This window comes from Mesorhizobium sp. WSM3864, assembly GCF_002294955.1.
Taxonomy (GTDB): domain Bacteria; phylum Pseudomonadota; class Alphaproteobacteria; order Rhizobiales; family Rhizobiaceae; genus Mesorhizobium.
Genome location: NZ_NSGD01000006.1, coordinates 10,811 through 37,621, shown reverse-complemented (window position 1 = coordinate 37,621; position 26,811 = coordinate 10,811). Strand labels below are relative to the sequence as shown.

The 26,811-nt window shown below is 65.6% G+C and carries 22 protein-coding genes; 14 read left to right on the top strand and 8 right to left on the bottom strand.

Translation table 11 applies throughout. The features are described from left to right. Positions 1 to 37 precede the first annotated feature (37 nt). Complete coding sequence (locus CK215_RS14930) at positions 38 to 466, top strand: DUF4440 domain-containing protein (RefSeq protein WP_066996626.1); 429 nt, start codon at positions 38 to 40, stop codon at positions 464 to 466. 144 nt (positions 467 to 610) lie between these two features. Next, positions 611 to 1,243, top strand: a complete 633-nt coding sequence (locus CK215_RS14925) for a LysE family translocator (RefSeq protein ID WP_095778371.1) — start codon at positions 611 to 613, stop codon at positions 1,241 to 1,243. A gap of 25 nt (positions 1,244 to 1,268) precedes the next feature. Here CK215_RS14925 and CK215_RS14920 read toward each other — a convergent pair whose 3' ends face one another. The 3 genes from CK215_RS14920 to CK215_RS14915 are packed head-to-tail and all read right to left on the bottom strand — an operon-like array spanning position 1,269 to position 3,029. Beyond that, on the bottom strand, positions 1,269 to 1,955 hold the full coding sequence (locus CK215_RS14920) for a dienelactone hydrolase family protein (protein ID WP_245418687.1): 687 nt from the start codon (positions 1,953 to 1,955) through the stop codon (positions 1,269 to 1,271). Then, on the bottom strand, positions 1,952 to 2,149 hold the full coding sequence (locus CK215_RS31775; RefSeq protein ID WP_245418686.1) for a hypothetical protein: 198 nt from the start codon (positions 2,147 to 2,149) through the stop codon (positions 1,952 to 1,954). The genes CK215_RS14920 and CK215_RS31775 overlap by 4 nt, the downstream gene beginning before the upstream one ends. Positions 2,150 to 2,204: 55 nt before the next feature. Continuing rightward, positions 2,205 to 3,029, bottom strand: a complete 825-nt coding sequence (locus CK215_RS14915) for a DUF2189 domain-containing protein (protein WP_095824831.1) — start codon at positions 3,027 to 3,029, stop codon at positions 2,205 to 2,207. Positions 3,030 to 3,197: 168 nt separating this feature from the next. Here CK215_RS14915 and CK215_RS14910 point away from each other — a divergent pair, with 168 nt between their 5' ends. Further along, positions 3,198 to 3,704 (top strand): CAP domain-containing protein, encoded by a 507-nt coding sequence (locus CK215_RS14910; RefSeq protein ID WP_095831501.1) that lies wholly within the window; start codon positions 3,198 to 3,200, stop codon positions 3,702 to 3,704. A gap of 325 nt (positions 3,705 to 4,029) precedes the next feature. Here CK215_RS14910 and CK215_RS14905 read toward each other — a convergent pair whose 3' ends face one another. From CK215_RS14905 to CK215_RS14890, 3 genes are all read right to left on the bottom strand, one after another. After that, on the bottom strand, positions 4,030 to 5,562 hold the full coding sequence (locus CK215_RS14905) for a DHA2 family efflux MFS transporter permease subunit (protein WP_095784061.1): 1,533 nt from the start codon (positions 5,560 to 5,562) through the stop codon (positions 4,030 to 4,032). A gap of 297 nt (positions 5,563 to 5,859) precedes the next feature. After that, positions 5,860 to 7,044: an HlyD family secretion protein gene (locus CK215_RS14895; RefSeq protein ID WP_095831364.1), complete on the bottom strand. Its 1,185-nt coding sequence runs from the start codon at positions 7,042 to 7,044 to the stop codon at positions 5,860 to 5,862. Next, the gene (locus CK215_RS14890) at positions 7,041 to 7,520 is read right to left on the bottom strand and encodes a MarR family transcriptional regulator (RefSeq protein WP_095778406.1); all 480 of its coding nucleotides are present in this window, start codon (positions 7,518 to 7,520) and stop codon (positions 7,041 to 7,043) included. Before CK215_RS14890 ends, CK215_RS14895 begins: the two co-directional genes overlap by 4 nt. A 270-nt stretch (positions 7,521 to 7,790) precedes the next feature. On the opposite strand from CK215_RS14890, the gene CK215_RS14885 reads away from it, so the two are divergent. The 11 genes from CK215_RS14885 to CK215_RS14835 all read left to right on the top strand — a co-directional run bounded on the left by CK215_RS14885 (position 7,791) and on the right by CK215_RS14835 (position 20,607). Then, positions 7,791 to 8,399: a CDP-alcohol phosphatidyltransferase family protein gene (locus CK215_RS14885; protein WP_095831363.1), complete on the top strand. Its 609-nt coding sequence runs from the start codon at positions 7,791 to 7,793 to the stop codon at positions 8,397 to 8,399. A 36-nt stretch (positions 8,400 to 8,435) separates the two neighbouring features. After that, positions 8,436 to 10,223 carry a bifunctional alpha/beta hydrolase/class I SAM-dependent methyltransferase gene (locus CK215_RS14880; RefSeq protein ID WP_170950307.1) on the top strand — a complete coding sequence of 596 codons (1,788 nt, stop codon included), beginning with the start codon at positions 8,436 to 8,438 and terminating at the stop codon, positions 10,221 to 10,223. A gap of 12 nt (positions 10,224 to 10,235) precedes the next feature. Then, entirely contained in the window at positions 10,236 to 11,567 is a 1,332-nt protein-coding gene (locus CK215_RS14875; RefSeq protein ID WP_066996549.1) for a phosphatase PAP2/dual specificity phosphatase family protein, read from the top strand. Then, the gene (locus CK215_RS14870; RefSeq protein ID WP_095831361.1) at positions 11,564 to 12,007 is read left to right on the top strand and encodes a hypothetical protein; all 444 of its coding nucleotides are present in this window, start codon (positions 11,564 to 11,566) and stop codon (positions 12,005 to 12,007) included. The genes CK215_RS14875 and CK215_RS14870 overlap by 4 nt, the downstream gene beginning before the upstream one ends. Further along, positions 12,004 to 12,663 (top strand): lysophospholipid acyltransferase family protein, encoded by a 660-nt coding sequence (locus CK215_RS14865; protein ID WP_066996544.1) that lies wholly within the window; start codon positions 12,004 to 12,006, stop codon positions 12,661 to 12,663. The genes CK215_RS14870 and CK215_RS14865 overlap by 4 nt, the downstream gene beginning before the upstream one ends. Then, positions 12,663 to 13,598, top strand: a complete 936-nt coding sequence (locus CK215_RS14860; protein WP_095831500.1) for a phosphatidate cytidylyltransferase — start codon at positions 12,663 to 12,665, stop codon at positions 13,596 to 13,598. Before CK215_RS14865 ends, CK215_RS14860 begins: the two co-directional genes overlap by 1 nt. Before the next feature lie 213 nt (positions 13,599 to 13,811). Beyond that, a complete protein-coding gene (locus CK215_RS14855) occupies positions 13,812 to 14,948 on the top strand; it encodes an efflux RND transporter periplasmic adaptor subunit (RefSeq protein WP_245418685.1) in 1,137 nt (378 codons plus the stop codon). A 2-nt stretch (positions 14,949 to 14,950) separates the two neighbouring features. Further along, entirely contained in the window at positions 14,951 to 16,531 is a 1,581-nt protein-coding gene (locus tag CK215_RS14850) for an FAD-dependent monooxygenase (RefSeq protein ID WP_170950306.1), read from the top strand. Between the two features lie 118 nt (positions 16,532 to 16,649). Further along, positions 16,650 to 19,754, top strand: a complete 3,105-nt coding sequence (locus tag CK215_RS14845; protein ID WP_095831359.1) for an efflux RND transporter permease subunit — start codon at positions 16,650 to 16,652, stop codon at positions 19,752 to 19,754. Positions 19,755 to 19,830: 76 nt separating this feature from the next. After that, on the top strand, positions 19,831 to 20,244 hold the full coding sequence (locus CK215_RS14840) for a hypothetical protein (protein ID WP_067324856.1): 414 nt from the start codon (positions 19,831 to 19,833) through the stop codon (positions 20,242 to 20,244). 30 nt (positions 20,245 to 20,274) lie between these two features. Then, positions 20,275 to 20,607 (top strand): hypothetical protein, encoded by a 333-nt coding sequence (locus CK215_RS14835; RefSeq protein ID WP_095784072.1) that lies wholly within the window; start codon positions 20,275 to 20,277, stop codon positions 20,605 to 20,607. A gap of 113 nt (positions 20,608 to 20,720) precedes the next feature. Here the strand turns inward: CK215_RS14835 and CK215_RS14830 are convergent, their stop codons facing one another. Together CK215_RS14830 and CK215_RS14825 are read right to left on the bottom strand one after the other, a co-directional pair. Further along, positions 20,721 to 22,214: a winged helix-turn-helix domain-containing protein gene (locus tag CK215_RS14830; protein ID WP_095831358.1), complete on the bottom strand. Its 1,494-nt coding sequence runs from the start codon at positions 22,212 to 22,214 to the stop codon at positions 20,721 to 20,723. 263 nt (positions 22,215 to 22,477) lie between these two features. Then, positions 22,478 to 26,599, bottom strand: a complete 4,122-nt coding sequence (locus CK215_RS14825; protein WP_141245477.1) for an HYR domain-containing protein — start codon at positions 26,597 to 26,599, stop codon at positions 22,478 to 22,480. Between the last annotated feature and the right edge of the window lie 212 nt (positions 26,600 to 26,811).

Genomic DNA, 26,811 nt, shown 5'->3' with positions numbered 1-26,811 from the left:
ATAGTATTCTCTTTCCCCTTCATCGGAGGATGCTGAGATGCTGTCAGACCTCGCGAAACTGATCGAGCAGGATCATTTAGCCCTGGATGCCTTCGTCAAGGGCAATCCCGAACCATTGAAAAGTCTCTTCTCACAACGGGATGACGTCGTCATCGCCAATCCATTCGGCCCGCCGGCAAAAGGATGGAAGAAGGCTGCCGAAACGATGGACCGTGCCGCTACCAACTACCGAGACGGAGAGATTATCGGCTTCGACCGAATTTCCGAGTACGCAACGACCGACTTGGGTTACATCATCGAGATCGAGCGGGTCCGATCCAAGGTCGGCGGCAGCGACAAGCTGGTTCCGATCGCACTTCGAACCACCACTATATTTCGGCGGGAGAAAGGCGCGTGGAAGATCGTCCTTCGTCATGCCGATCCTATAACCTCGCCTCGTCCGGCAGCCTCGATCGTCGGTGAGTAGAAAGGCTGCCAAAGCCTGCGGCACTGCCCGCCCTGGCGCAACGAACGGCGCCGGCAAGTCCCTTGCGCTCGTGCGCGGCACAAGGCACATGTCCGTACCCGCCGGCATCGGACCTTCTCTGCCGCAGGTGCTGGAGATCAAGCCATGCCCGACGCCGCCAACCATCTGACCTTCGCGCTGATCTGCCTCGGCATGGTGCTCACACCCGGCCCGAACATGATCTATCTGATCTCGCGCTCGCTGTCGCAAGGGCCGAGGGCCGGGCTGATCTCGCTGGGCGGCGTGGCGCTGGGCTTCCTGTTCTATGTGGTGTCCGCGGCCTTTGGCATCACCGCGCTGATCTTCGCCGTGCCTTATGCCTATGACGCGCTGCGCTTTGCCGGCGCGCTCTACCTGCTGTGGCTCGCCTGGCAGGCGCTAAGGCCCGGCGGCCGCTCGCCATTCCAGGTGCGCGAGCTGCCGAAGGACAGGCCGCGCAAGCTGTTCGTCATGGGGCTGATGACCAACCTGCTCAATCCGAAGGTGGCGGTGCTCTATCTGTCGCTCTTGCCGCAGTTCATCAACCCGGCCAAGGGCCATGTGCTGTCGCAGCTTCTGGTGCTCGGCGTGACGCAGATCTCGATCAGCCTGACCGTCAACGCCATCATCGCGGTGACGGCGGGCTCGATCGCCACCTTCCTCGCCGGACGGCCGTTCTGGCTGGTCGTCCAGCGCTGGATGATGGGCACGGTGCTGACGGCGCTGGCTTTGAAGATGGCGACCGAAGCGCAGCGCTGAGATCGGATGATCAGGGCTATGGCTGTTATCCGCTGAAGGCCTGCTTCAAAAACGTGTGGACGTCGCTTGCCGATTTTTCGGCCGCAGCTGCGTTGTACTCCACCCGGTGGCCATACTGCTCGGTGCCCGTCTTGAATGACGGGGAGGCAAAGGCGTGGCGAGCGCCCTTGAAGACATCAAGCTGCAAGGCGCTGCCCTTGCCGCTGCGCTGCGCCATCATTTCCCGGCAATTTTTGGCGGGGGTCCAATCGTCGAGCTCGCCGATCAGGATCAATGTCGGGACCGCCACGTCGCCATTCGTAGCCGAACAATTCGGATAGTAAGCGACAGCTGCCTTGAACTTGCGATCCATCAGCCGCTCGGCGCCGCCAAGGTGCACGGCCGCGAGCGTTGCGATCCCACCGGCGGAGAACCCCATCAACGCTGTGCGCTGCGGGTCGACGAAACTCAATTTCGACAGGAACTCCAAGGCGCCGTAGGCGTCATAAACGCGATCAGCAAACAGGCTGCCATCGGCGAGCAGGCCGTGATCACACGTCTCGCGAATACCGCGAGTGCTGAAGCTGTCGACAACGAGTACGACGTAACCCCAGGAAGACAATCGCTGCGACCAGGTTTTCTCTACAGTTGGGAATAGGCCCGAACATCCATGGAGAACGACGACCGCCGGGAACGGCCCCTCACCCGGCGGTCGCGTCAGATACCCATTCAATGGCGTGCCAGGAATGGCCTGGAGCGCTCGCCCGTCTGTTGCGCAATGCGCTCCTGAAACGGCGTCGGCTTCACGGCCGCGCTTTCAAAGTGCACCAACTCGTCAGCGTTGGCACGCGTAGTATCAATGCAGCCGACAGCCCAAAGCCCGGCCACGAAAGCCGCCACCTTGAGCGACCTCAAGAACATCTTCATGAAACAGGCTCGGTAAACCGCTTCGGGCCGTCTGCTTTGTTCGAGCCGGCGCGGCCTACATCGGCCGGCGGATGGGCCGGATATCCTGCGGCTCCACCACCTTGCGATAGAGATGCCAAGTCGCGTGGCCGAGGACCGGCATGACGACGGCAAGGCCGGCAAACAGTGGGATCGAGCCGATCACCAGCAGCACCGCGACCGTCAGGCCCCAGAGCGCCATCTGCAGCGGGTTGACTATTACGGCGCGCGCCGAGGTCTCGATCGCCGAGACGGCGCCGACGTCGCGGTCGAGTAGCAGCGGGAAGGCAATCACGGTGGTGGCGAGCACCACGACGGCGAAGACGAGGCCGGCAGCGTTGCCGAGCAGGATCAACGTCCAGCCCTTGCCGGTCGTCAGCACGTCGCGCAGGAAGGTTCCGACGGAGGCCGGCGGCTCTGCGCCGAACAGGCTGGTGTAGATCGACTGCGCGGTGAACAGCCACAGAAGGAAGAGCGCGAAAAGCAGGACGCCGATCGCCGCGATCGAGGGCAGCGCCGGCGAACGGCGCACGTCGAGCGCATGGTGCCAGCGGCTGCTCATGCCGAGCTCGCGCCGGCGGCTGATCTCGTAGAGGCCGATGGCAGCAAAGGGACCGATCAATGCAAAGCCCGACATCAGCGGATAGACGAGCTGGATTGCACTCGAGCCGGAGGTCCACCGAGTCAGGATCAGGCCGACGACCGGATAGATCAGGCAAAGGAACACGTAGTGCGAAGGCTTGGCCCAGAAATCCTCGGCGCCGAGCCTTAGCGCGTCCCACAGATCCGACGTGGTGATGTGGCGCACCGTGGGCTGCACATGCAGCCCTTGCGCGTCCGCCATGACATGAAAACCAGCCATAACCGTCCTCCGTATCGCTCGGGGGGCGGTCACCGCCTGGGTGGCCCGCCCGTGGCTGCCACTTCTAGAACGCCGGGATGATATCCGATCTCCCGGAGGATGTCGCCGCATAACGCGATTTTCATCGGCTGCCCGGCAAAAGCCACGATCGCCGGTATCAGAGGCCGGATGACCAGCCTGACCACCGATTCCCCCCATCTCGACAGACGCACATTGCTCAAGACCGTCGGCCTTGCGGCGCTCGGCGGCATTGCCGCCTGCAACAGCGTCCAGCTGCCGACCGGCGAAGCCGCCGGCGTGTCGTCCTCCGCCACAGGCACGTTGAGGACAATCCGCACATCGGCCGGACTGCCGGCGCTCATCCCGGACGCGCAGCTCGAGCAGGCGGCGCTGCAGCAGGCCGGCTATATGGCGTCGCGCGCCCGCATGAGCCACACGACCGGCTGGGGCAAGGATTTCGCCTCGCGCATGAAGGGCAACGGCGTGCGTGGCGCCGCGGGCGAAAACATCGCCGAGGGACGTTTCGACCTGCAAAAGCTGTTCGACATCTGGATGCATTCGGACGGCCACCGGCGAAACATGCTCGACCCGGACTTCAGCCGCTTCGGGTTGGCTTACGTGCGCGACGGCCGCGATCCCAGCCTGCGCTACTGGGCACTGGTGCTGGGCCGCTAAACTGAAGCGCCGCCTCCGGAAAAGCCCGCGTGCTCTTTGCATCCAGGGACACTGATCCGCAGGCCGGACGTTACCCCGGCGGCTATCCATTCTGACCAGCCGGTGCGCGTCGCCGGGCGATCGTTGGCGTGGCCTCAGAGCGGCTTCACCAGGAGCGGAACGCTCCTCTGCGGACCGCAATGCATGTAGCGATTGCACACTCAGCGACAACCAGTTGCGTTCGCCGCCGCCCGCTTAGCGGTCAATTCGGCGGACATAACCGAGCTGCATTTATGGCCGCAATGTCAGCGTGATTGGGACTGGCACGGAGACCGCCACCAAAACATCAATCCATATGCGCGGCCGGCGCGCCGCCCGCGGGCGCGGCCTTCGGCTTGCGCAGCAGGATGACGAACGGGACGGCAAGCAGCGTCATCACCATCAGGAGTTTGAAGTCGTTGATGTAGGAGATCATCATCGCCTGAACGTTGACCAGCCTGTCGACCTGCGAAAGGGCCATGGGATCACCGCTCGCCGCCGCGGGCGAGGCTGCCCATAGGTTGGGGTTGTAGGGGTTGATGAAGGCCCCGAGCTCGCTGTGGTTGACCTGCGTGTTCTGCACCATCAGCGCCGCAACCACCGACACGCCGATCGACGAGCCGAGATTGCGCACCAGGCTGAACAGCGAGGTGGCGTCGGTGCGGTAGCGCGCGTCGAGCGTGGCGAAGGCGACGGCCGAGAGCGGCACGAACACCATGCCCATGCCGAGGCCCTGGATGACGCCCGAAGAGATGATCAGCCAGTTGTCCATCTGCGGCGTGAAGCTCGCCATGGTGTAGAGCGACTGCGCGGTGAGCAGGAAGCCGATCGCGACCAGAATACGCGCGTCGATCCTGTGCATGATGCGGCCGACGAACAGCATCGAAATCATCGTGCCGATGCCGCGCGGGCCGAGCACCACGCCGATGGTGACGGTCGGGTAGCCGAAGATGTTGGCAAGCATCGGCGGCAGCAGCGACATCGAAGCCAGGATCAGCACGCCCATGACGAAGATGAAACCGAGCCCGGTCACGAAATTGCGGTCGAGGAAGATTTTCGGGTCGATGAAAGGACGTTCGGACGTCACCGTGTGGATGATGAACACCCAGAAGCCGGTGATCGACAGCGCAAGCTCGATCCAGATCTCTGTCGAGGAGAACCAGTCCACCTCGCCGCCGCGGTCGAGCATCAGCTGCAGCGCGCCGACGCCGAGCGAGATCATGGCGAAGCCGAAGAAATCGAAGCTGCGCACGCGCTTGGCGACGACAGGCAGGTAGGCGGCCATGCCGATGAAGGCGAGGATGCCGACCGGCAGGTTGATGAAGAACACCCAGCGCCAGTTGAAATTCTCGGTCAGCCAGCCGCCGAGCGTCGGGCCGAGGATCGGTCCCAGCATGATGCCGGCGCCCCAGATGGCCATGGCCTGGCCGTGGCGTTCGCGGGGATTGATATCGAGCAGGAAGGTCTGCGACAGCGGCACGATCGCCGCTCCGAACACACCCTGCAGCAGGCGGAAGAGCACCATCGTCTCGAGGCTCCACGCCATGCCGCAAAGCATGGAGAAGATGGTGAAGCCGACGACGGACGCCAGGAACAGCTCCTTGCGGCCGAGGCGGTCGGCGAGCCAGCCGGTGACCGGCGTCATGATGGCGGCGGCGACGATATAGGAGGTCAGCACCCAGTTGATGTTGTCGGGCGAGGCGCCGAGGTCACCGGTCATGGTCGGCAGCGCGACATTGGCGATCGTGGTGTCGAGCGCCTGCATGACGGTCGCCAGCATCAGCGCGACCGTGATCAGGCCGCGGTGCGGTACTTCCTTGAAGGGTTCGGGCGTGCTCATGGTGCTGAACTTCCAGCAGGTAACAAAAACGGGTACATTGGGTTTCCGGGCGGCGAGGCCTTCCTTTGAGACCCTCGTCGCGGTGGGACGCGAGGATCGATGTGGGGGTTACATCGACCGAAAGTCTCTGATGGAGCGGATGCGTGCCGCCCGGAAACCTGAGGACCGACCGATCCGTGTCGAAAGCCTCTGCCTGGGATCGACCCGCGACGCGGCTAGCCTCAAACGCTCGGCTTTCACCCCCCTCCCTTCAGAGCAGTCCCTTGCGGAGGCTCATGCCTCGGGCTTCACCTTGCGTTATTGCGCGTGCTCGCCGGCCGTGGCGTGACCGAAGATCGACGGCAATCCGCGCGCGACGCCGGTATCGACGGTGACCGTCGCGCTCATGCCGGTGCGCAGCGCCATCTTGGCGTCGGGGTCGGTCAGTTCCAGGCGCACGGGAATGCGCTGGGTGACCTTGACCCAGTTGCCGGTGGCGTTCTGGGCGGGCAACAGCGAGAACTCGGCGCCGGTGCCGGCGCCGATCGCCTTGACGGTCGCCTCGAAGGTCCGGCCCGGATAGGTGTCGACCACGATCTCGGCCTTCTGGCCCGGCTTCATATTGGTGAGCTGCGTCTCCTTGAAGTTGGCGTCGATCCAGGTGTCGTCGGTCTCGACCAGCGCGAACAGCGGCGTGCCGACGGAGACATACTGGCCGACCTTGAAGGACGAGGCCTGGTAGACGATGCCGTTGGACGGCGCCTTCACCGTGGTCTGCGAGAGGTTGTAGGCGGCCTTGTCGCGCGCGGCGAGCGCCGACATCACGCTCGGATGCTTGTCGGTCTCGATGTCGGGGTTGCCGCCAAGCGCCGCCTTGGCGCTGATGATGCCCTGCTCGGCGACCGCAAGCTGCTGCTTGGCCTTGTCGAGGTCGTTGCGGGCCTCGTCCAGCGACGACTTGGCATTGATGCCCTTCTCAGCGAGATCGGCGGCGCGGTCATATTGCGACTGCGCATAGTCGACCTCGCTCTTGGCCGACTTCTGCTGCGCCATCGCCTGGCTGTAGGCGGCGCGCAGCTGCTCGACATTGAGCCGCGCGGCGGCGACAGCCGCGTCGGCCTGGGCCAGCGCGATCTTGTAAGGCTCGGGATCGATGACGAAGAGAAGGTCGCCCGCCTTGACCGTCTGGTTGTCGGCAATGCCGACCTGGACGATGCGGCCGGCCGTGTCGGAGGCGATCGAAATCCGGGCCTGCTGCAGGTTGGCGTTCTCGGTCTCCTGGTAGCGACCGCCGGTGACCCAAACATAGGCGCCGCCCGCGAGCAACGCCAGCGGCAGGGCGACCATCAAAAGGAAACGGCCGGTGCGGCGCTTCTTCCTCGGTGCTGCCGGTGCGGGCTGCGGCTCCGCTGCCGCGGAGACTGGCGCAGCGTCCGGGTTCGTCGGCGCTTCCATCTCGAGCTTGGTGACGTTGTCGTCTGCTTTCTTGGCTGCCGCGTTCATGCTGCCCGCCCTTCCGAATTCTTGATCTTTTCGAGGGACGACGTCTCGCCGTCCGTCAAATTCTGCACGATGGTGTCAAGCACCTGGATCAGGATGCGACGGTCTTCCGGCGACACGCCGATGAGCGATTCCTCATAGACCTCGCCGGCAAGGCTTTTGACATCGGCGTAGGCTGCGTTGGCCTTTTCGGTCGGGAAGATCATGCGCACACGCCGGTCGGCCGCGTCGGCGCGACGCTCGATCCAGCCGCCCTCCTCCATCCGGTCGACGAGGCGAGAGACGCTGATCGGCTCGATCTCGAGCAGCTCGGCGAGCCGCGCCTGCGCGACACCGGCCTCCTTGGCGACGCGGACGAGAAGCCGCCATTGCGCCGAGGAAAGGCCCAACCCGCTGGCGCGCGCCTCGAAACGCTTGCGCATGAGGCGCTGCACGTCATGGATCAAAAATCCCAATCTGTCGATGCCGTCTGAAACCATGAGCGGCATATATAATAAGCGTGCTTACTATTCAAGTGGCATGCGTTGTTCCAGAAACCAGCAACCGCATGCGGCCATGCCAGGGCTGCGCGGTCGGACGTCGGCAAGGGCATTTGAGCGCCACAGAGCGCCGGCTCCGGCGTCGTCTTCAGGCGATGGGTGCATGGCATGGTGCCAACTGTCTGGGATTCACAGTGTTTTAGCAGCTGTGCTGGTGCCGTTCGGCATGTTTGTGATACATCTGGCGGCGAGGATCGGGGGATCATCGCAATGCCGACGCTCTACGCGCTGAAGCCGGCTTTCCAGGACAGGCTGCGGCCGCTGGTCAACAGGCTGGCGGCGATGGGTGTGACGGCCAACGGCATAACGGTCGCGGCTGCGCTGCTGTCCATCGCGGCTGGATCGGCGATCGCGATCCTCCCCGGTTGGAGCCCGCTGCTCTTCCTCATCCCCCTGGTGCTTTTCCTGCGCATGGCGCTCAACGCCATTGACGGCATGCTGGCGCGCGAGCATGGCCAGGCCTCGACGCTCGGCATGTACCTCAACGAGATCTGCGATGTCGTCTCCGACCTTGCGCTGATCCTGCCCTTCGCCGCCCTTCCCCAATTCGGCGCCTGGGGCGTTGTCGCCTTTGCCATCGCCGCGGCGCTCACCGAGTTCGCCGGCGTGCTCGGCATCGCCGCCGGGATCGGGCGAAACTATGCCGGGCCGTTCGGCAAGAGCGACAGAGCGCTGGCGCTCGGCGTGGTCGCCGTGCTCGCCGCCGCCGGGCTCTGGCCGGAGGCAATCGCGCCGTTTGTGTTTCCGGTCATGGCTACGCTTTCGCTGCTGACCGCCATAAACCGGATACGCGCCGGTCTTATTGGCAGCACCGGCTGAGCACCGAGACTCGCCATGCCGTCCGGGGGAACCACCATGCTTCACGAACAGGTCGCCAGCGCGCCGGCGCAAAGCCTTGCGCGGCAGGCGCAGGAACGCACCTTCCGCAGCCATGACGGCACGCGGATCTTTTACCGCTACTGGCCGGCGATGCAGGCCACGGCCAAGGGCGCGGTCGTGCTCTTCCATCGCGGACACGAGCATGGCGGCCGCATGGCGCATCTCGTCGACGAACTCAGCCTGCCCGACTACGCCTTCTATGCCTGGGATGCGCGCGGCAACGGCCGCTCCGCCGGCGAGCGCGGCTACGCTCCGTCTTTCGCCGCGCTGGTGCGCGATATCGACTGTTTCATGCGCGAGATCGCCGCCAGGGACGGTTTTGCGGCGCAGGACATCGCGTTGATCGCGCAGTCCTTCGGCGCGGTGCTGGCGGCCGCGTGGGTGCACGACTATGCGCCCAAGCTGCGCGCCATGGTGCTCGCCTCGCCCGCCTTCTCGGTGAAACTCTATGTCCCTTTCGCCAAGGAAGGCATCGCGCTGTGGCAAAAGATCAAGGGGCGCTTCTTCGTCAATTCCTACGTCAAGGCGAACCTTCTCACTCATGACCCTATGCGCATCGCTTCCTTCGAAAACGACAAGCTGATCACAAGGCCGATCGCCTCGAACATTCTGGTCGAGCTCTATCAGCACGCGGCGCGCATCGTTGCCGATGCGCGCGCCATCACCGTGCCGACGCAGCTTCTTCTGTCGGGCAGCGACTGGGTGGTGCGGCACGCGCCGCAGCACGAGTTCTTCGTCAATCTCGGCAGCCGCGCGAAGGAGCGCCACGTGCTGCCGGGCTTCTTCCACGATACGCTGGGCGAGCGCGACCGCGCCAAGGCGCTCGACCTGATCCGGCCGTTCCTCGAAGCGCAGTTCGCGGCACCGGCGGAAGCTGTCGACCTGAAGCAGGCGGACATCGCCGGCTACACGCGCGACGAGGCCGACCGCCTCGCCTCGCCGCTCGATCTGCTTTCGCCCAGGGGCCTCTACTGGGCGATGAGTCGCGCCTTCATCCGCATCGGCAGCTGGTTCTCGCAAGGCATGAAGGTCGGCGTTACCACCGGCTTCGATTCCGGTTCGACGCTCGACTATGTCTATGAGAACGAGCCGCGCGGCCTGGGGCCGATCGGCCGCATGGTCGACCGGGCCTTCCTCGACGCCATCGGCTGGCGCGGCATCCGCCAGCGCAAGCTTCACATCGAAGAGCTGATCGGCTCGGCGCTGGCAATGCTGAAGGCCGCTGGGCGGCCGACCAACATCCTGGACATTGCGTCTGGTCACGGCCACTACGTCCTCGATGCGATCGACATGAGCCGGGAGCAACCGACCAGCGTTCGACTGCGCGACTATTCCGACCTCAATGTCGAGCTCGGCCGCAAGCTGATCGCCGAGCGGCAATTGCCGGCCAGCGTGTCGTTCCAGCGCGCCGACGCCTTCGACGGCGACGGGCTCGCCGCGATCGATCCGGCGCCGGACCTCGCCATCGTCTCCGGCCTTTACGAGCTCTTCTCCGACAATGCGCTGATTGCGCGCTCGCTCGGCGGCCTTGCCCGCGCCATGCAGCCAGGCAGCCTGCTCATTTACACCAACCAGCCCTGGCACCCGCAGCTCGAAATGATCGCGCGCAGCCTGACCTCGCATCGCGGCGGCCAGGCCTGGGTGATGCGGCGGCGCACGCAAGCCGAGATGGATCAGCTGGTCGAGGCGGCAGGCTTCGAGAAGCTCGACCAGCGCATCGACCAATGGGGGATCTTCACCGTCTCGCTGGCAAGGCGGCTTTAGGACCACCGCCGCATGCCTTCCAGTGCCGAGCCCCCGCCACTTTCACCCAGCGCCGAGCCCTATGGGCGTGTCGTCCTGCGCGCAGCGCTGTGGCTCGCTTTCCTCGCGCCGTTCTTCTATTCGACCTACGGCTTCGCCAATTGGCTCGCCTCGACGCGCGATCATGTCGGCAGCATCGTGTTCTCCTGGGAACACCATGTTCCGTTCGTCGCCTGGACGATCGTGCCGTACTGGTCGATCAACCTGTTCTACGGACTGTCGCTCCTGCTCAACGACAGCCGCCAGGGCGTCGACCGGCTGGCCGGCCGCTACCTCACCGCGCAGATCGTCGCCGTCGCCTGCTTCATCCTGTTTCCGCTGACCGCCACCTTCGTGCGGCCGGAAACGAGCGGCCTGCCGGGTTTCCTGTTTGCGGTGCTCGGCGGCTTCGACAAGCCGTTCAACCAGGCGCCGTCGCTGCATATCGCGCTGTTGGTGATCATCTGGGATCATTGGCGCCAGCGCCTCGCCGGTCCTTTGCTGGGGCTCTGGCACGGCTGGTGCCTTCTGATCGGCGCCTCGGTGCTGACCACCTGGCAGCATCATTTCATCGACATCCCGACCGGCGCGCTGCTCGGCTTCTTCGCCCTGTGGCTCTTTCCGGCACAGGGCGAGCTGCCGTTCGCCGGGTCCCACCTGACTGCCGACGGCAAGGCACGGCGGCTTGCGCTATACTACGCGCTGGGCGCCGCTCTGGCGCTAACGGGCGCTGCGGCCGGCGCCTTCTTCTCCGCCCTCGCCTTGTTGCTTCTATGGCCTTCGCTGGCGCTGGCCATCGTCGCCTTCGCCTATGCCGGGGCCGGCGCGAAAGTGTTCCAGAAGACCGCGGATGGCCGTGTGTCGCTGGCGAGCCGCATCCTGCTTTGGCCCTATCGTCTGGGCGCCAGGGTCAATGTCTGGGCATGGACGCGCAAGCTGCCGCCGGTCGTGCCGGTCAGCGACGGCGTCTTCCTTGGGCGGTTCCCGAACGCCGCCGAGGCTGACGGCTTCGGCACGGTGATCGATCTCGCCGCCGAGCTTGAGCGACCGGGCGACGCGCCGGGTCGCTGGCAAAGCTTCGGCATGCTCGATCTGCTGCCGCCGCCGGCGGACACGCTCGACCAAGCGGTGGCGGCGATCGAGCCGGCGCGCCGGCATGGCACGGTGCTGGTCTGCTGCGCGCTCGGCTTCCAGCGCAGTGCCACCGTCATCGCCGGATGGCTCGTCGCGAGCGGCCGCTCGCACACGCCGTCCCAGGCGCGCAAGCAGCTCGCCGCGTCCGGACGACCGGTGCATCTTCAGGTCGGACTGGACGAGCCGGCATGACGGACGAGACCTACCAGCGGCGGACAGCCGCCTTTGCCGACATGCTGATCAAGCACGCCGCATGGCCGGCCGCGATCGTGCTCGTCTGCGACGGCTTCGCGCCTTTGGTCGCTTCGGCGCGCGGCGCGCTCCAGGCGCCGATCGCGGTGCTGGCGCTGCTGGTCGCCGCGGCAAGCGCCGTCGTGATGCTTGGGTTTTCGGCGCTTCTCGCCTTCGACGCGCTGTTGTTCCGGCTGATGGCGAGCCATGACAATGAGCGTTCGGGATGCGCCGCTGTCGACGACGTGCTGGCGCGGATGCGGCTCAAGCCGGCCTCCTCGTCTCCGCGCCCGCTCGACGACCGCATCGCCGGAACGCGCCGCCTGCTTGCCCGGCAGCGCATCGCCTTCGCGATCTTCGTCCTCGCGTTCCTGACAGCCGGATTCTGGATGCCGGGATGAACAGGCTGTCGCTCCGGACCTTCCCCCTGTTGCAGACGGCGACCTCGGTCGGCCTGTCGGCTCTGGCCCGGGCGGTGACCGGCGTGCGTCCGATCTGGAGCGGCTGCCAGCCATCGGACCGGCAGCGCATCTATTTCGCCAACCACACCAGCCATGGCGATTTCATCCTTTTGTCGGCCTGCCTCAGCGAAAGAGAACGCGCCACCACACATGCGATCGCCGCCGCCGAATATTGGCGAAAGTCGCGGCTGCGCCGCTTCATCGCCGAGGACATGCTTTCCTCCGTGCTGATCAGCCGGCAATGGACGAGGCCGGAAGAGAACCCGATCTCCGTCATGCTTTCCGTCCTCGACCGAGGTCATTCGCTGATCATCTTCCCGGAAGGCACGCGCAACATGAGCGACGAGCTGCTGCCGTTCCGCTCCGGGCTCTACAATCTGTCGATGGCGCGGCCGGAAGTGGAGCTGATCCCGTGCTGGATCGAGAACATGTCGCGCGTGTTGCCCAAGGGCCAGTTTCTGCCGGTGCCGCTGCTTTGCCGCGTCGTCTTCGGCGCGCCGGTGGCGGTGGCGCCGGGCGAGGAACGCCGCGCCTTCCTCGAACGCGCCCGGGCCGAACTTCTGGCGCTCAATCCCCGCCCTGATCGAGACGAATGATGCGCCACGAAATCAGCATCCTGATCATCGGCCTTTTCGTGGTGTTGACCACCGCCAGCGCCACCGCCGCCGTGCTGTCGGCGCGGGCGCCGAAGCCGCTCAGCGCGACGCTCACCAACCTCACCCAGCGCATCAATGCCTGGTGGGTGATGGTGGCGCTGATGACGGTCGCCTTCTTCTTCGGCCGCTACGGCATGACCATCCTGTTCGCGCTGATCTCGTTCGCGGCGCTGCGCGAGTTCGTGACCTTGACGCACAGCCGCCGCAGCGACCATTGGGTTCTGCTCGGCATGTTCGGCATCGTCATTCCGTTCCAGTACTGGCTGGTGTGGACGGCCTGGTACGGGCTGTTCGTGATCTTCATCCCGGTCTACTGCTTCCTGCTGATGCCGGCGATCACGGCACTGCACGGCGATACCGAGCGCTTCCTGGAGCGCGTCTCGGCGCAGCAATGGGCGATCATGATCGCGGTCTATTGCGTCAGCCACGTCCCTGCGCTGCTGACGCTGAACGTGCCCGGCTTCGAGGGCCGCAACCTGCTGCTCGTCGCCTTCCTGATCATCGTCGTGCAGGGCAGCGACGTGCTGCAGTACATCTTCGGCAAGCTGTTCGGAAAGCACCGCTTCTCGCCAAAGGTCTCGCCGTCGAAGACCTGGGAGGGGCTGATCGGCGGGCTCGTCGCCTCGAGCCTGCTCGGCGCGCTGCTCGCCTTCATCACGCCGTTCTCGCCATTGCAGGCCTCGGCCGTCGCCTTCGTCGCCTGCACGATGGGGTTTCTCGGCGGGCTGGTCGCTTCCGCCATCAAGCGCGACCAGGGCGTGAAGGACTGGGGGCATCTGATCGAGGGCCATGGCGGCATGCTCGACCGCACCGACAGCCTGGTCTTCGCCGCGCCGATCTTCTTCCACCTGGTGCGCTATTTCTGGACGATTTGACCGTCCGCATCGGCGTCTCCCTGCGCAATTCCAAGGCCGCCTCACCCAAACATCGGAAAATTTTCAGAAACCGTTCGGGATTTCCGGAGCCCGAAGCGCCAAGAAGATCGGGCTGGCGAAAGACAGGCAGCAAAGCCCGATTTCCTCCAGCCAATTGATTTCCCGGTCGCCGCATCCTCCCCGCGCGGCCGCAACCTTGGTCATGGAGACAACATGATTGCACTTTTTCATAACAGGCCGCTGCGGCGCCGCCTTGTCGCCGGATCGATCGCCGTTCTTGCCTGCGGCGGCGCCATGGTCTGGCACGGCGCCAGAAGCGAGGCCTCGAACGTGAAGCCCGCCGTGGCCGAGACGAAGCTTGTCAAGGCCATGGCGGCCGTCCCGATGCTCAGCGCGGATACCCGCATCGCCATCGGCGAGATACGGCCGAGGCTCGAAAGCGACCTCGGCTTCCGCGTATCGGGCAAGCTGCTCGAACGCGTCGCCGAGATCGGCTCGACGGTGAAGAAGGGCGAGGTGCTCGCCCGCATCGAAGACCAGGACTATCGCAACCGGCTCGCCAGCGCCGAGGCCGATGTCGCGGCCGCACAGGCCGTGCTTGTCGAGGCAAAAGCCGCGGAGGCCCGCATCGGCGCGCTGCTCGCCAAGGGTTTTACCACCCGCGCCAATTATGACGCGACACTGAAGAATCTGCGTTCGGCGCAGGCCAAGCTGAAGTCGGCGAACATCGCCTTCGACATGGCCAAGGACCAGCTCGGCTATACCGAGCTGCATGCGGAATTCGACGGCATCGTCACCGCCACCGGAGCCGAAGCCGGCCAGTCGGTCAATGTCGGACAGATGGTGGTGCGGGTTGCCGATCCCGAGAGCCGCGACGCCGTGTTCTCGATCGCCGAAGCGGTCTTCGCCAACGCGCCCGATACGAAGCAACCGCCAAAAGTGACTGTCTCGCTGCTCAGCAATCCGGCGATCACCGCGGTCGGCAGCATCCGCGAGATCGCGCCTATGGCCGACGCCGCGACCCGCACCTTCCAGGTAAAGGTCTCGATCGAGAATGCGCCCAACGAGATGCGCTTCGGCGCGAGCGTCGCCGGCCGCGCCGAGATGGGCGGCGCGACGGTCATGGTGCTGCCGGGCAGCGCGCTGTTCGACAAGGGCGGCGAGCCGGCCGTGTGGGTCGTGTCCGCCTCGTCGGCGGTAGAGCTCAAGCCGGTCACGGTTGCCCGCTACGAGACCGACCGTGTCGTGGTCAGCGGCGGGCTCGCCAAAGGCGACCTGGTCGTCACCGCCGGCGTGAACCGGCTGCGGGAACACGAAAAAGTGCGTATCGTTGAAGGAGAGGAAAAATGACCATGTCCAAGACAAAGGTCTTGATTGCCGGCGCCGGTCCGACCGGGCTGACGCTCGCTCTCTGGCTGACCAGGCTCGGCGTCCCGGTCCGCATCTTCGACAAGGCCACCGGTCCGGGTGAAACCTCGCGCGCGCTCGCCGTCCAGGCGCGCACGCTGGAGTTCCATCGCCAGATCGGCATTGTCGAGGACATCCTTGCCGAGGGCATCCGGCTGGAAAGGCTTACGTTGCATACGCCGGCCGGCGTCGCAGCGCGGCTGCCGCTTTCCGATTTTGGCCGCGGCATCAGCCCCTACTCCTTCGCCTTCGCGCTGCCGCAGGATATCCATGAACGCGTGCTGATCACGCATCTGGAACGCGCCGGCGTCGAGGTCGAGCGCGGTACGGAACTCGTCGCCTTCCAGGACAAGGGTGACGCGGTCATCGCGACCCTTGCGCGGAACGGCAAGACGGAGACCGTCAGCGCAGCCTATCTCGCCGGCTGCGACGGCGCCCGCAGCACGGTACGCCATGGGCTGAACATCGGTTTCCCGGGCGGTACCTACGAACAGGCCTTCTACGTCGCCGACGTGAAGGGCACGGGCAACGTCACCCGCAATGGCATGGACACGACCATCAGCACCTATGGCTTCGCCATCGTGATGCCGGTCCGGCAGTCGGGCTCGCTGCGCCTCATCGGCATCGTGCCGAAGGCGCATGAGGCCGACGAGACGATCAGCTTCGAGGCGATCCGCGCCGATGTCGAGCGCGACACCGGCGTCACGGTCGAAGAGGTCAACTGGTTCTCGACCTATCGCGTCCATCATCGCGTCGCCGAGCGCTTCCGCGCCGGCCGCGTGTTCCTCGTCGGCGATGCCGGACACATCCATAGCCCGGCCGGCGGCCAGGGCATGAACACCGGCATGGGCGATGCTGTGAACCTCGCGTGGAAGCTAGGCGCCGTGGTGCAGGGCCGTGCCGATCCGCGCCTGCTCGACAGCTACGAGCCGGAGCGCATCGCCTTTGCCCACAAGCTGATCGAAAGCACCGACAAGGTGTTCCGCTTCATCACCAACCGCTCGCGACTGGTCGGCCTGTTCCGGCGTTACGTGATGCCGAAGGTCATGAACATCGGGCTCCACACATCGTTCGGGTCGCGCGCATTCTTCGGCGTGATCTCGCAGACGGCGATCGAGTACCGCGCCGGGCCGATCAGCTCGGGCATGGCGGGCAAGGTCAGCGGCGGCGATCGCCTGCCCTATGTCGCCGGCAATGTCATGGGCGCGGGCGGCGACAATTTCGAGCCGCTGCGCTCGCTCGACTGGCAGGTCCATGTCTATGGCGAGGTCAATTGCGATTTCCGGGCGATGCTCGCACCGACAGGAATTGCAGTGCATGCCTTCGCCTGGACAGACGCATCCGGGAAAGCCGGCCTGCAGCGCGACGCAGCCTATCTGGTGAGGCCGGACGGCCATGTCGCGCTCGCCTCGCCGGTTCAGGAGGCAGCCGCCTTCCAGCGCTATCTCGCCGGCCTCGCCATCAGGCCGAGAACCGCCGAGCGCGCGCCCTACCGTGTGCCGGGCACCATGCACAGCCTGGCCTGAATTGCGACAGCGCCCGCCAAGCGGCGGGCGCTGACCGAACCCAAACCGTCATTTGTTTTGGCCAGCCGGCAGGCGCCGGCGGAGCGCGCTTGCGCGCGCCCTGAAAAGGAACCACATCATGACCAGCTTCAATCTTTCCGAATGGGCGCTGCGGCACCGCAGCTTCATCGTCTACCTGATGATCGCGGCCGCCCTTGCCGGCCTCTACGCCTATGGCGGCCTCGGCCGCGAGGAGGACCCGCCCTTCACCATCAAGACCATGGTGGTGAAGACGATGTGGCCGGGCGCCAGCACCAGCGACACGGTGGAGCAGATCACCGATCGCATCGAGAAGAAGCTCGAAGAGCTGCCGGACCTCGACTACGTCAAGAGCTACACCAAGCCCGGCGAATCCGTCGTCTTCGTGAACCTCAAGGACACGGTGGCCGCGGACCAGGTGCAGCCGCTCTGGTACCAGGTGCGCAAGAAGCTCGACGACATCAAGCCGACGCTGCCGTCCGGCGTGCAGGGCCCGTTCTACAATGACGAGTTCGGCGACACCTATTCGCTGATCTACGCGCTCACCTCCGACAGCCTCAGCCATCGTGAGTTGAAGGATCTCGGCACCAGCCTGCGCGCCGGGCTGCTGACGGTGAAGGACGTCGCCAAGGTCGACCTCATCGGCCAGCAGGACGAGAAGATCTATCTCGAATTCTCGACGCAGAAGGTGGCGGCGCTCGGCCTCGATGTCGGCACGCTGTCGCAGGCGCTGCAGGCGCAGAACGCGCTGACGCCGAGTGGCACGGTCGATGCCGGCCCCGAGCGCATCGCCATCCGCGTGTCCGGCAGCTTCACCTCCGAGGAAAGCCTCAAGGCCATCAACTTCCACGCCAACGGCCATTACTTCCGGCTGGGCGACGTCGCCGAGGTCAAGCGCGCCTATTCCGACCCGCCGCAGCCGATGTTCCGCTTCAACGGCAAGCCTGCGGTGGGCATCGCCATCTCGATGACTTCGGGCGGCGACGCGCTGGCGCTGGGCGAGACCGTCAAGGAGAAGATGCATGAGATGCAGGCCGAGCTGCCGCTCGGCGCCGAGCTCGGCCTGGTCGCCGACCAGTCGCATGTGGTGGAAGAATCCGTCGGCGAATTCACCAAGAGCCTCGGCGAGGCGATCGCCATCGTGCTCGCCGTCTCGCTGCTGGCGCTCGGCTGGCGTCCCGGCGTCGTCGTGGCGGTCGCCATCCCGCTGGTGCTGGCGATCACCTTCGTCACCATGGAGTATTTCGGCATCTCGCTGCAGCGCATCTCGCTCGGCGCGCTGATCATCGCGCTCGGCCTGCTGGTCGACGATGCCATGATCGCGGTCGAGATGATGATCTCGCGCATGGAGGAAGGCTACGACAAGATCTCGGCCGCCACTTATGCATATACCTCCACCGCCTTCCCGATGCTCACCGGCACGCTGGTGACGATCGCCGGCTTCGTGCCGGTCGGCTTCGCCAAGAGCGGCGCCGGGGAATACTGCTTCTCGCTGTTCGCTGTCGTGGCGATCGCGCTCGTCGTCTCCTGGGTGGTCGCGGTGCTGTTCACGCCGCTCACCGGCGTCTTCCTGCTGCCCGATCGCATCAAGGGGCATGGCGGCAGCCATCAGCCCTCGCGCGTCGGCCGCGGTTTCCAGGCGCTGCTCGAGATGGCGATGCGGGCAAAGTGGCTGGTGCTGTCGGCGACGGCCGGACTGTTCGCGCTCTCCGTCGTGGCGATGGGTTTCGTCGGCCAAGAGTTCTTCCCGAAGTCCGACCGGCCCGAGGTCATGCTCGACCTCACCTTGCCGCGCACCGCTTCGATCAAGTCGACGGATGCCGTGGTAGAGCGCGTCGAGAAGCTGCTCGCCGCCGATCCTGATATCGACCACTGGAGCTTCTATGTCGGCCAGGGCGCGGTGCGCTTCTACCTGCCCCTCGACGCGCAGCTCGCCAACGACTTCTTCGCCCAGGCGGTGATCGTGACCAAGGGCCACGCCGTGCGCCAGGCGGTGATCGACCGGCTGGAGAAGCAGCTGTCGACCGGCTTCGACGACGTCATGGTCCGCGTCACGCCGCTGGAGCTCGGCCCGCCGGTCGGCTGGCCGCTGAAGTTCCGTGTCAGCGGTCCGGATCCGGACAAGACGCGCGGCCTCGCGCAGCAGTTCGCGCAGGTGCTGGGCAGCGACGCCTCGGTGCGCAACATCAACTACGACTGGAACGAGCCGGCCAAGGTCATCAAGGTCGATGTCGACCAGGACCGGGCGCGCGCGCTGGGCATCTCCTCGCAGCAGCTGTCGGAGACGATCAACGCGGTGCTCTCCGGCTCGAAGATCACGCAGATGCGCGACGACATCTACCTCGTCGACATCGTTGCCCGCGCGGTGGAAACCGAACGCGCCAGCATCGACACGCTGCGCGGCCTGACGATCAGCGCCTCCGGCGGACGGCGGGTGCCGCTCGAGCAGGTGGCGAAGCTCACCTACCAGACCGAGCCGCCGCTGATCTGGCGCCGCGGCCGGCTGCCGACCGTGACCGTCCAGGCCGATGTCGCGCCGGGCGAAAATGCCACGCTGGTCACGCGGCGGCTGGAGATCGCCATCGCCGCCTTCAAGGCGGAACTGCCGGCGCGCTACAGCGTCGAGCAGGGTGGCGTGATCGAGGACAGCGCCAAGGCGCAGGCCTCGATCTTCGTGGTGTTCCCGCTGATGCTGTTCATCATGGCCACCGTCCTGATGGTGCAGCTGATGAGCTTCCAGCGCCTGGTGCTGGTGCTGCTCACCGCTCCGCTTGCGATCATCGGCGTCGCCGGCGCGCTGCTCCTCTCGGGCGCTCCGATGGGCTTCGTCGCGATCCTCGGCGTGATGTCGCTGATCGGCATGGTGATCCGCAACTCGGTGATCCTGATCGCGCAGATCGACCAGCACATCGCCGCCGGCGAGGAACCATGGGCAGCGGTGATCAGCGCCACCACGCATCGGTTGCGGCCGATCCTGCTGACGGCGGCGGCCGCCATCCTCGGCATGATCCCGATCGCGCCGACGGTGTTCTGGGGGCCGATGGCCTATGCGGTGATGGGCGGCCTCTTGGTGGCGACCGTGCTGACGCTGGTTTTCCTGCCGACGCTCTACGTCACCTGGTTCGGCATCAAGGCGCCGGCTGAGAGCACCCCCGCGGCCGAACCGACCGCGGCCGCAGCCGAGCCCCAGCCGCTGGTGGCCTGAGCGGCGCCCTCCCAGCAGCCACGGCGGCCAACGCCGCCGTGGCGAGCTTTATCATCCAAAACGGAAAGGAACGATCATGACACCCTTCTTTGGAAATCTTCTCGTTCGCGTGAATGCCGGCTTCCTGGTCCTTGCTTCCGCAGGCGGGCTCGCCACCGACATTGCCGGCTCGTTCTTCGGGCGCGGGGCTGAAGCCGTGCTGCTCAACAACGCACCCGGCACCGGCATCGGCTTCATCGAGGCGCACGGGCTGGCCCTGATCATCGGCGTGACGCTCTGGCGCATCGCCTACTCCCGCAACTGGCACGCCGTGCTGGCTGCCGTGCATGTGCTGCTCGGAACGGCCAACCTTCTATTCTGGCAGTTCTTCATCGCCGCCGACGTGCTCGTCGTCGGCTACGTCACAACCGCGGCGCACTGGCTGTTCGTGGTTGCTCACCTGGCGGCGCTGACGGGTTCGACCCGGCTGGCCGCTTCATCCTCCCACTAGAACTGAACACCAACCTCAGGAGAAACGAAAATGCCTGTGAAATCTTTCAGGAAAATGCGCTCGGCAGCTGCGTTGCTCGGGATCGGCCTCGCCGCCGTCGAGATCGTCGGCACGGCCGTGCCGGCCCTGTCGCTGGTCGGTACCGCCGAAGCCCGCATCGGGGCGCCCTGGACACCGCACAGCGCCGCGGGCGTCGCCCGGCGCGCCACGACATGGCGTGTGCTGAGGCACACCACCGCCTGGGTCGCCACACTGCCGGCAGGCTGCGTTCGCACCAAGGTCAACGGCTTCGACGTCTGGCGCTGCGGCCGGACCTACTACCGGCCCTATCAAGGCCGCTACATCGTGGTCGTCGTCGATTGAGGCGGCTCGGGCACAGCCCAAAGCGCGTCGCGCTGAAACGGATTCGGGCGACGCGCTTTAAGTTTTTGTTTTGATATCCCAGAGCCGCTGCACACTTCCGGGTGCGAGATGTTTTAGCCGAGGGCAAGCCTGACGCCTTCGCAGAGATGCTCGGCATCGGCCGGATTTTCGAACGGCACGCCGTGCAGCGCATAGTCGAGCGGCGAGAAGGAAGCGCCCTCCTCGATGAGGGCGATCTGCCGCCGCCCCTTGTCCCTATCGCCCATCTGGGCATAGCAGGCGGCCAGCCTCGTCCTGATCCAGGGTGCCGGCCGCGTCGCGAGCTCCAGCGCTTCCGCCGCTTGCCGGTATTCGCCCATCATGTAGAGCGCCAGCGCGCGGTCGAACTGGTACCAGTGCGGATGCAACGGATCGATGCGGATGCCGCGCGCCAGCCAGGTCAGCGCTTCCAGCGGCCGGCCGCGCATGGTGAGCAGCATTCCCATCTGCTCGATGCTGTCGGCGTCATAAGGGTTGAGCTGCAAGGCGATGCGCATGTGATGTTCGGCCGCCTCGTGATCGCGCATATAGAGGCGGATCAGCGACTGCACGCGATGGCCGGTCGGCTGGTCGGGCGACAGGGCCAGCCCTTTGTCGGCAAGGTCGCGCGCATTTTCCAGGACAGCATCGGTGGCGCGTCCGAACTCCCCGTCGAGCGAGCGCGCCAAAGCGAGATAGGAATAGGCAAGCCCGTAATTCGGATCCTTGGCGATCGCCGCCTCGAACAAGGCCTCTGCGCCGCGCTGGTCGGTCTGAGCGGGATCGCGCAGCAGCGCAAAGCCGCGCAGCAGGAGCTCGTAGGCGGCAAGGCTGGTCACCGGCTTGCGCGAGGCCTGCTCGAGGCCGGCGTTGGTGACCCGCGTGACCAGGCGGCTGACGATCTGCTCGACGATGTCGCGCTCGATCGCGAACAGGCCGGCGCCCTGCGACTGGTAGCGGTCGCCCCAGAGCTGGCTGGCGCTCGCGATGTCGACGAGGCTGACGGCCACCACGACATGCTCGCCCTGGCGGCGCAGCGAGCCCTCGACCAGGTAGTCTGCGCCGATGCGGGCGCGAATCTGCGGCCATTCGGCGCGGCCGAAAGAGGCGAAGGAAAAACTCGAATTGCGCGCCAGCACCGTCACGGTGCCAAAGCGCGCCACGCCGTTGATGAGATCCTCGGCAAAGCCGTCGACCATCGCCTCGTCGGCCGGATCGCCGCTCTCGTTGCGGAAGCGCACCACCGCCACGATCGGTTGGCTGCTGATCTCGGGCGCCGCTTCGGCTTCCGCGGCAAGCATATAGCCGCGCTTGGAGACGGTGCGCACCATGTCCTCGCCCAGCACCTTGCGGATCTCGCGCACCGACTGGGTGAGCGAATCCTCGGTGACATAGACGCCGGGCCAGACGACATCCATCAGCTCCGACTTCGGCACGACGCGGCCCATATTGCGGGCGAGATGCGAAAGCAGCGCGTAGGCTTTCGGCCGCAGGAACAGCGGCTCGTTGATGCCGCGCAGCGTTCCCTTGGCGAGGTCGAGCGTGAACCCGCCAAACCGGAAGACCTGATCGGCCGTCGCCGTCGTCATCGGGACACCCCTTCCCGCGTGCCGCTAATGCCGAGTCGATCCCACTCAACCCGGCATGCACGTTGCTATTATTGCGCACTGCGCAATTTCGATCAAACCGGCTTCCAGCGCAGTGGATCGCTGCCCCGCCAAATGCAAAGCGACAAGTAACGGCAACAGGCGCAAGGCTTTCGAATTTGCCGGTCGGGATTCAATCCGGTTTGCCTGACGGGCAAGCTCGCGTCGGGATTGATCGAGGCTTGTAGTGATCCGGTCGTCGGCCCTCAGAACCTGTGGCTCAGCCCCAGCTTGCCACCTAAGGCGCTGTAGCTGCTGCTGCCCAGGCCGTCATAGAAGGCCGAGGCGTTGATCGACATGCCGTTGCCCGCTGAAAGCGCGACGCCGGTTTCGGCCCGCCCGCGCAAGCCGGTCTCGGCCAGTCCGGGCGTTTCCGTCGACGCTGTCGCGGTATTGTTCTGCATGAAGGTCCAGATGCCTTGCAGGTCGACGAACGGTGTCATCACCAGACCGCCCTCCAACTGCATATCCGTGCTGATGCTGGGGCCGAAGGCGAACTGGCCAGTGCGCACGTCGACAGACGGCACATCGACGCCGAGACCGTCAACATAGGCATCGGTCTTTTCCTCGAACATCGTCAACCGCGCTTCAGGCTTGATCTTCCAGCGTTCGATGTCGAAGCTGCCGATCAATGCTGCGGTGGCCAGCCAGCGATTACCGTCGAACTTGTCATTGAAGGTCCCAAGCGGCGAGACCTGGTTGAACGATTGACCCCAGCCGGCGCGCGCGTCGAGATAGAAATGGTCGGAGAGCCGCACCGTGGCATAGGGGCCGACAAGATAGCCCACGCCGGTGACGGCGGCGCCGTCTTCGCGATCCTGGTCCAGCCAGTCGACCTGAAGGCTGAGGCCGACCAGCATGGCCGGGCTCAGCAGATAGTCGACGCCGGCATGGGCGATGCCGAAGCTGCCGTCGCCGCTGCCCGACTTGAAACGGCCGATCGTGCCTTCCGTCCAGACATCGAAACGCCGGGCCATCGGGTCGGACGGCGCCTCGGTGCTAGCAACAGAGCCGGCAGTGTCCGGGCCGAATGCATGCTGGAATGGCGCATTGGCCGAAGGCAATCGGCCGCAGTAAGCGCTGAGCGGCAGTTGCGTGCCGGGCGCGCCGGTTCCGGATTGCACGGCGCTCGTCTGGTCTGTGCCTTCATTGGCCTGCTCGCTCATCTGCGCCCGCTGCAGGCTGTAGCCGAAGGTGGTGCGGTCGGCAGCGATCTGCAGGCCGATCGGCAACTGGCTGCCGCCGATCGGCATGCCGAAGGCGGTCATGCCGCCATTGCCCGAATAAGCGCCGGTCAGCCGTTCGATGCGGCGGTCGATGTCGGGCTGGTTGGCGATGATGATGTCGGACCTGCTTTCCAGGAACGAGCCGATCAGCGCCACCGCCTTGTCGGCGGAATCGCTGGTCGAGATCGTGCAGCTTATGTTGCCGCCCGGGACCACCTTCAGCTTGCCACTCTTGCTGGCCGCGTTGATGGCCGAGCCCGGGTCCGAACACTGAGCCGAGGCGATGTCGACGCCGTTCGGCGCCGTGAAGCTGAACGCGTAGGTGCCCGGCGCCAGTGCGATGGCGCCGGAAGAGCCATGGCCGCCGCTGCTGTTGACCGCCACATTGAGCGCCGGCTCGGGCGAGGAGAAACCGAAGCTGCCGTCGGCAGGCGAGTTGACCAGGAAGGTGACGTTGCCGGGCTGCGTTGTGCTGACAGTCACCGTGAACGAGGCCGTGGCGGTGTTGCCGGCGGCGTCCCTGGCCTCGAAGGTGTTGGTCGTGGTGCCGAGCGGGAAGCTGCTGCCGGAGGCAAGGCCCGCAATCTGGGTCGTGCTGACTGTGCCCTGCGAATTGTCGGTGGCGGTCGGCGGCGCCCAATTCGCCGTGCCCGAGGTCTCGCCATAGGCCACCGTGACGGTGATGTTGGTCGGCACGGTCAGCACCGGCGGCTCGCCATCGGCGACGGTAACGGTGAACGATCGTTCGGCGCTCGCATTGCCTTGCTGGTCAATGGCCCTGTAGGTCACGGTCGTGGTGCCTATCGGGAAATCGCTGCCGGAGACAAGGCCAGCGACCAGTTGCGGCTGCACGTCGCCGCCGACCAGATCTGTCGCCGACACATTGTAGGTTACCTTGGCTGTCGGCTTGCCGGCATCGGTGGAAACGCTGATGTTGGCTGGCACGTTCAGCGCCGGCGCCTGGTTATCGGTCACCGTGACGGTGAAAGACTTCGGATCGCTGGCGTTGCCCCGGCTGTCGGTCGCCCTGAAGGTCACCGTTGTCGTGCCGACCGGAAAGCTGGCGCCGGAAGCAAGCCCCGCAATCTGCACGGGTGTCACCGCGCCGTCCACCGCGTCGGTCGCCGACACGCTGTAGGTCACGGTGGCGCTGGCCTTGCCGGGATCGCTGTCGACGACGATGTTGGCCGGCACTGTCAGCTCCGGTGCTTCGGCGTCGACGACGGTAACGATGAAGGACCCAGAACCGACATTGCCCGTACTGTCGGTGGCCGTCCAGGTGACGGTTGTCGTGCCGACCGGAAAGCTGGCGCCGGAAGCCAGCCCCGCCGTCTGGGTGAGCGTGACAGCACCACCAGCGGCATCGGTGGCCGAGACGTTGTAGGTCACAGTGGCGGTGTTCTTGCCGGTCTCGGTGTTGACGGTGACGTTGGCGGGAACATTCACCACCGGAGCCTCACGGTCCTGCACGGTGACGGTGAACGATCCCGAGCTGGTGTTGCCTTGCTTGTCGGTGGCGGTGAAGGTGACGGTTGTCGTGCCGGCCGGAAACTCGGCGCCGGAAGCAAGCCCGCTCGTCTGGGTGGGCGTGACGGCACCATCAACAACGTCGGTCGCCGACACACTGTAGGTCACAATGGCGCCGGCCTTGCCGGGATCGGTGGCGACGACAATGTTGGCGGGCAGGCTCAGCGTCGGCGCCTCCGTGTCGTTGACCGTTATCTTGAAGCTTGCCGTACCGGTGTTGCCGGCGGCGTCTGTGGCATCGAAGAAGACGGTGGTTGTGCCCAGCGGGAAGATGCTGCCGGAAGGCAGGCTGCCCGAGGCGACGACCGGCGTGACGGTGCCATCGCCGTCGACATTGTCCTTGGCCGTGGCATTGGGATAGGTGACGACAGCGGTCGCGACGCCGGCATCGGTGCCGACGGTTATGTCCGCAGGCGGTGTCACCACCGGCGCTTCGTGGTCGCTGACCGCCACCTTGAAGGTCGCTGGGCCGGCAATGTTGTTGCTGGCGTCCCTGGCGGTGCAGGAAACGGTGGTTTCGCCCGTGGCGAAGGCGCTCCCGGAGGCCGGCAGGCAGCTGACAACGGGCGCTGGATCGCCGGCATCGGTGGCCGTCGCGCTGTAGGTGACCGTTGCCGTCGGCTTGCCGGGATCGGTGTTTGCAGCGATGTCGGCAGGCACGCTCAATGCAGGCGGGGTCACGTCGTTGATGGTGATCTTGAAGGTCTTGGCAGCGCTGGTGTTGCCCGCAACGTCCTTGGCCGTGCAGCTCACCGTGGTCTCGCCGATGGCGAAGGTGCTGCCCGAGGCCGGCGCGCAAGAGACGGTCGGATTCGGGTCGGCATTGTCGGCGGCGGTCGCCGTGAAGGTCACGGCCTGGCCCGTCGCACCGGCTGGCGCGTTGTCGCTGATGTCGGTGGGAAGGCTCACCACCGGGGCTTCACGATCCTCGACGGTGACCGTGAAGGAACCGTTGGTGACGTTGCCGGACGGATCGGTCGCTGAGTAACTGACCGTGGTGACGCCGAGCGGAAAGGTGCCGCCGGAGGCGAGCCCGCCGGTCAACAGCAGATCCGCGACATCGTCCTCGGGATCGACAGCGCTGACGGCGTAGTTGACGACGGCTGTCGGCTTGCCGGTGTCTGTGCCGACGGTGATGTTGGACGGCAGGATAAGGTTCGGCGGGTTGGTGTCCGGCGGGGCCAGCGGCACGGTGAAGTTGGCGCCGGTCCTGCTGCCGCTGGGTGTGGTCCATTTGAGGATCGGCGCGCCGGAAAACGAACCCGACGCCATGTTGAGCGGAGTCACGGTATAGGTCGAGGTGCAGGTGAAGGTGGCGCCGGTTTGCTGCGGCGGGCTCTCGCAGTCCGGCATATTCGGACCGAGACCACGCGGGTCGACCGTCGCGGTCGTGAACACCCTGTTGCCGGAATAGGCTGTGAAGGTCAGCTTCATCACCTGTCCAACGAAGCGGAACTGGGCCGGGCGCGAGGTGACAGTGATCGATGGAGTGCTCGACTGGGCGCGGCTTTCAACTACGGTTGCCACCCAAAGCGCCAGACCGATCAGCAGCCCAACGCAGAACCTGGCGGTCAAAAGGGCCAATCCCTTGCACGCACGCCCTCGGGACGGCGCACAATGCGCAACAGTTTCGGCAAAATTGAACGTCACAAGTCACCCCCACGCCTGTCCATGGACCAGGCGCAATCCAAACTTCTCGATGCTTTGCGCCCCACAGACGCCAAGGCGCTGCATTGATGCAGCGTCTTGCAAACCCGGCAACATCAGGAGGTTGGCTCGTCGCAGCG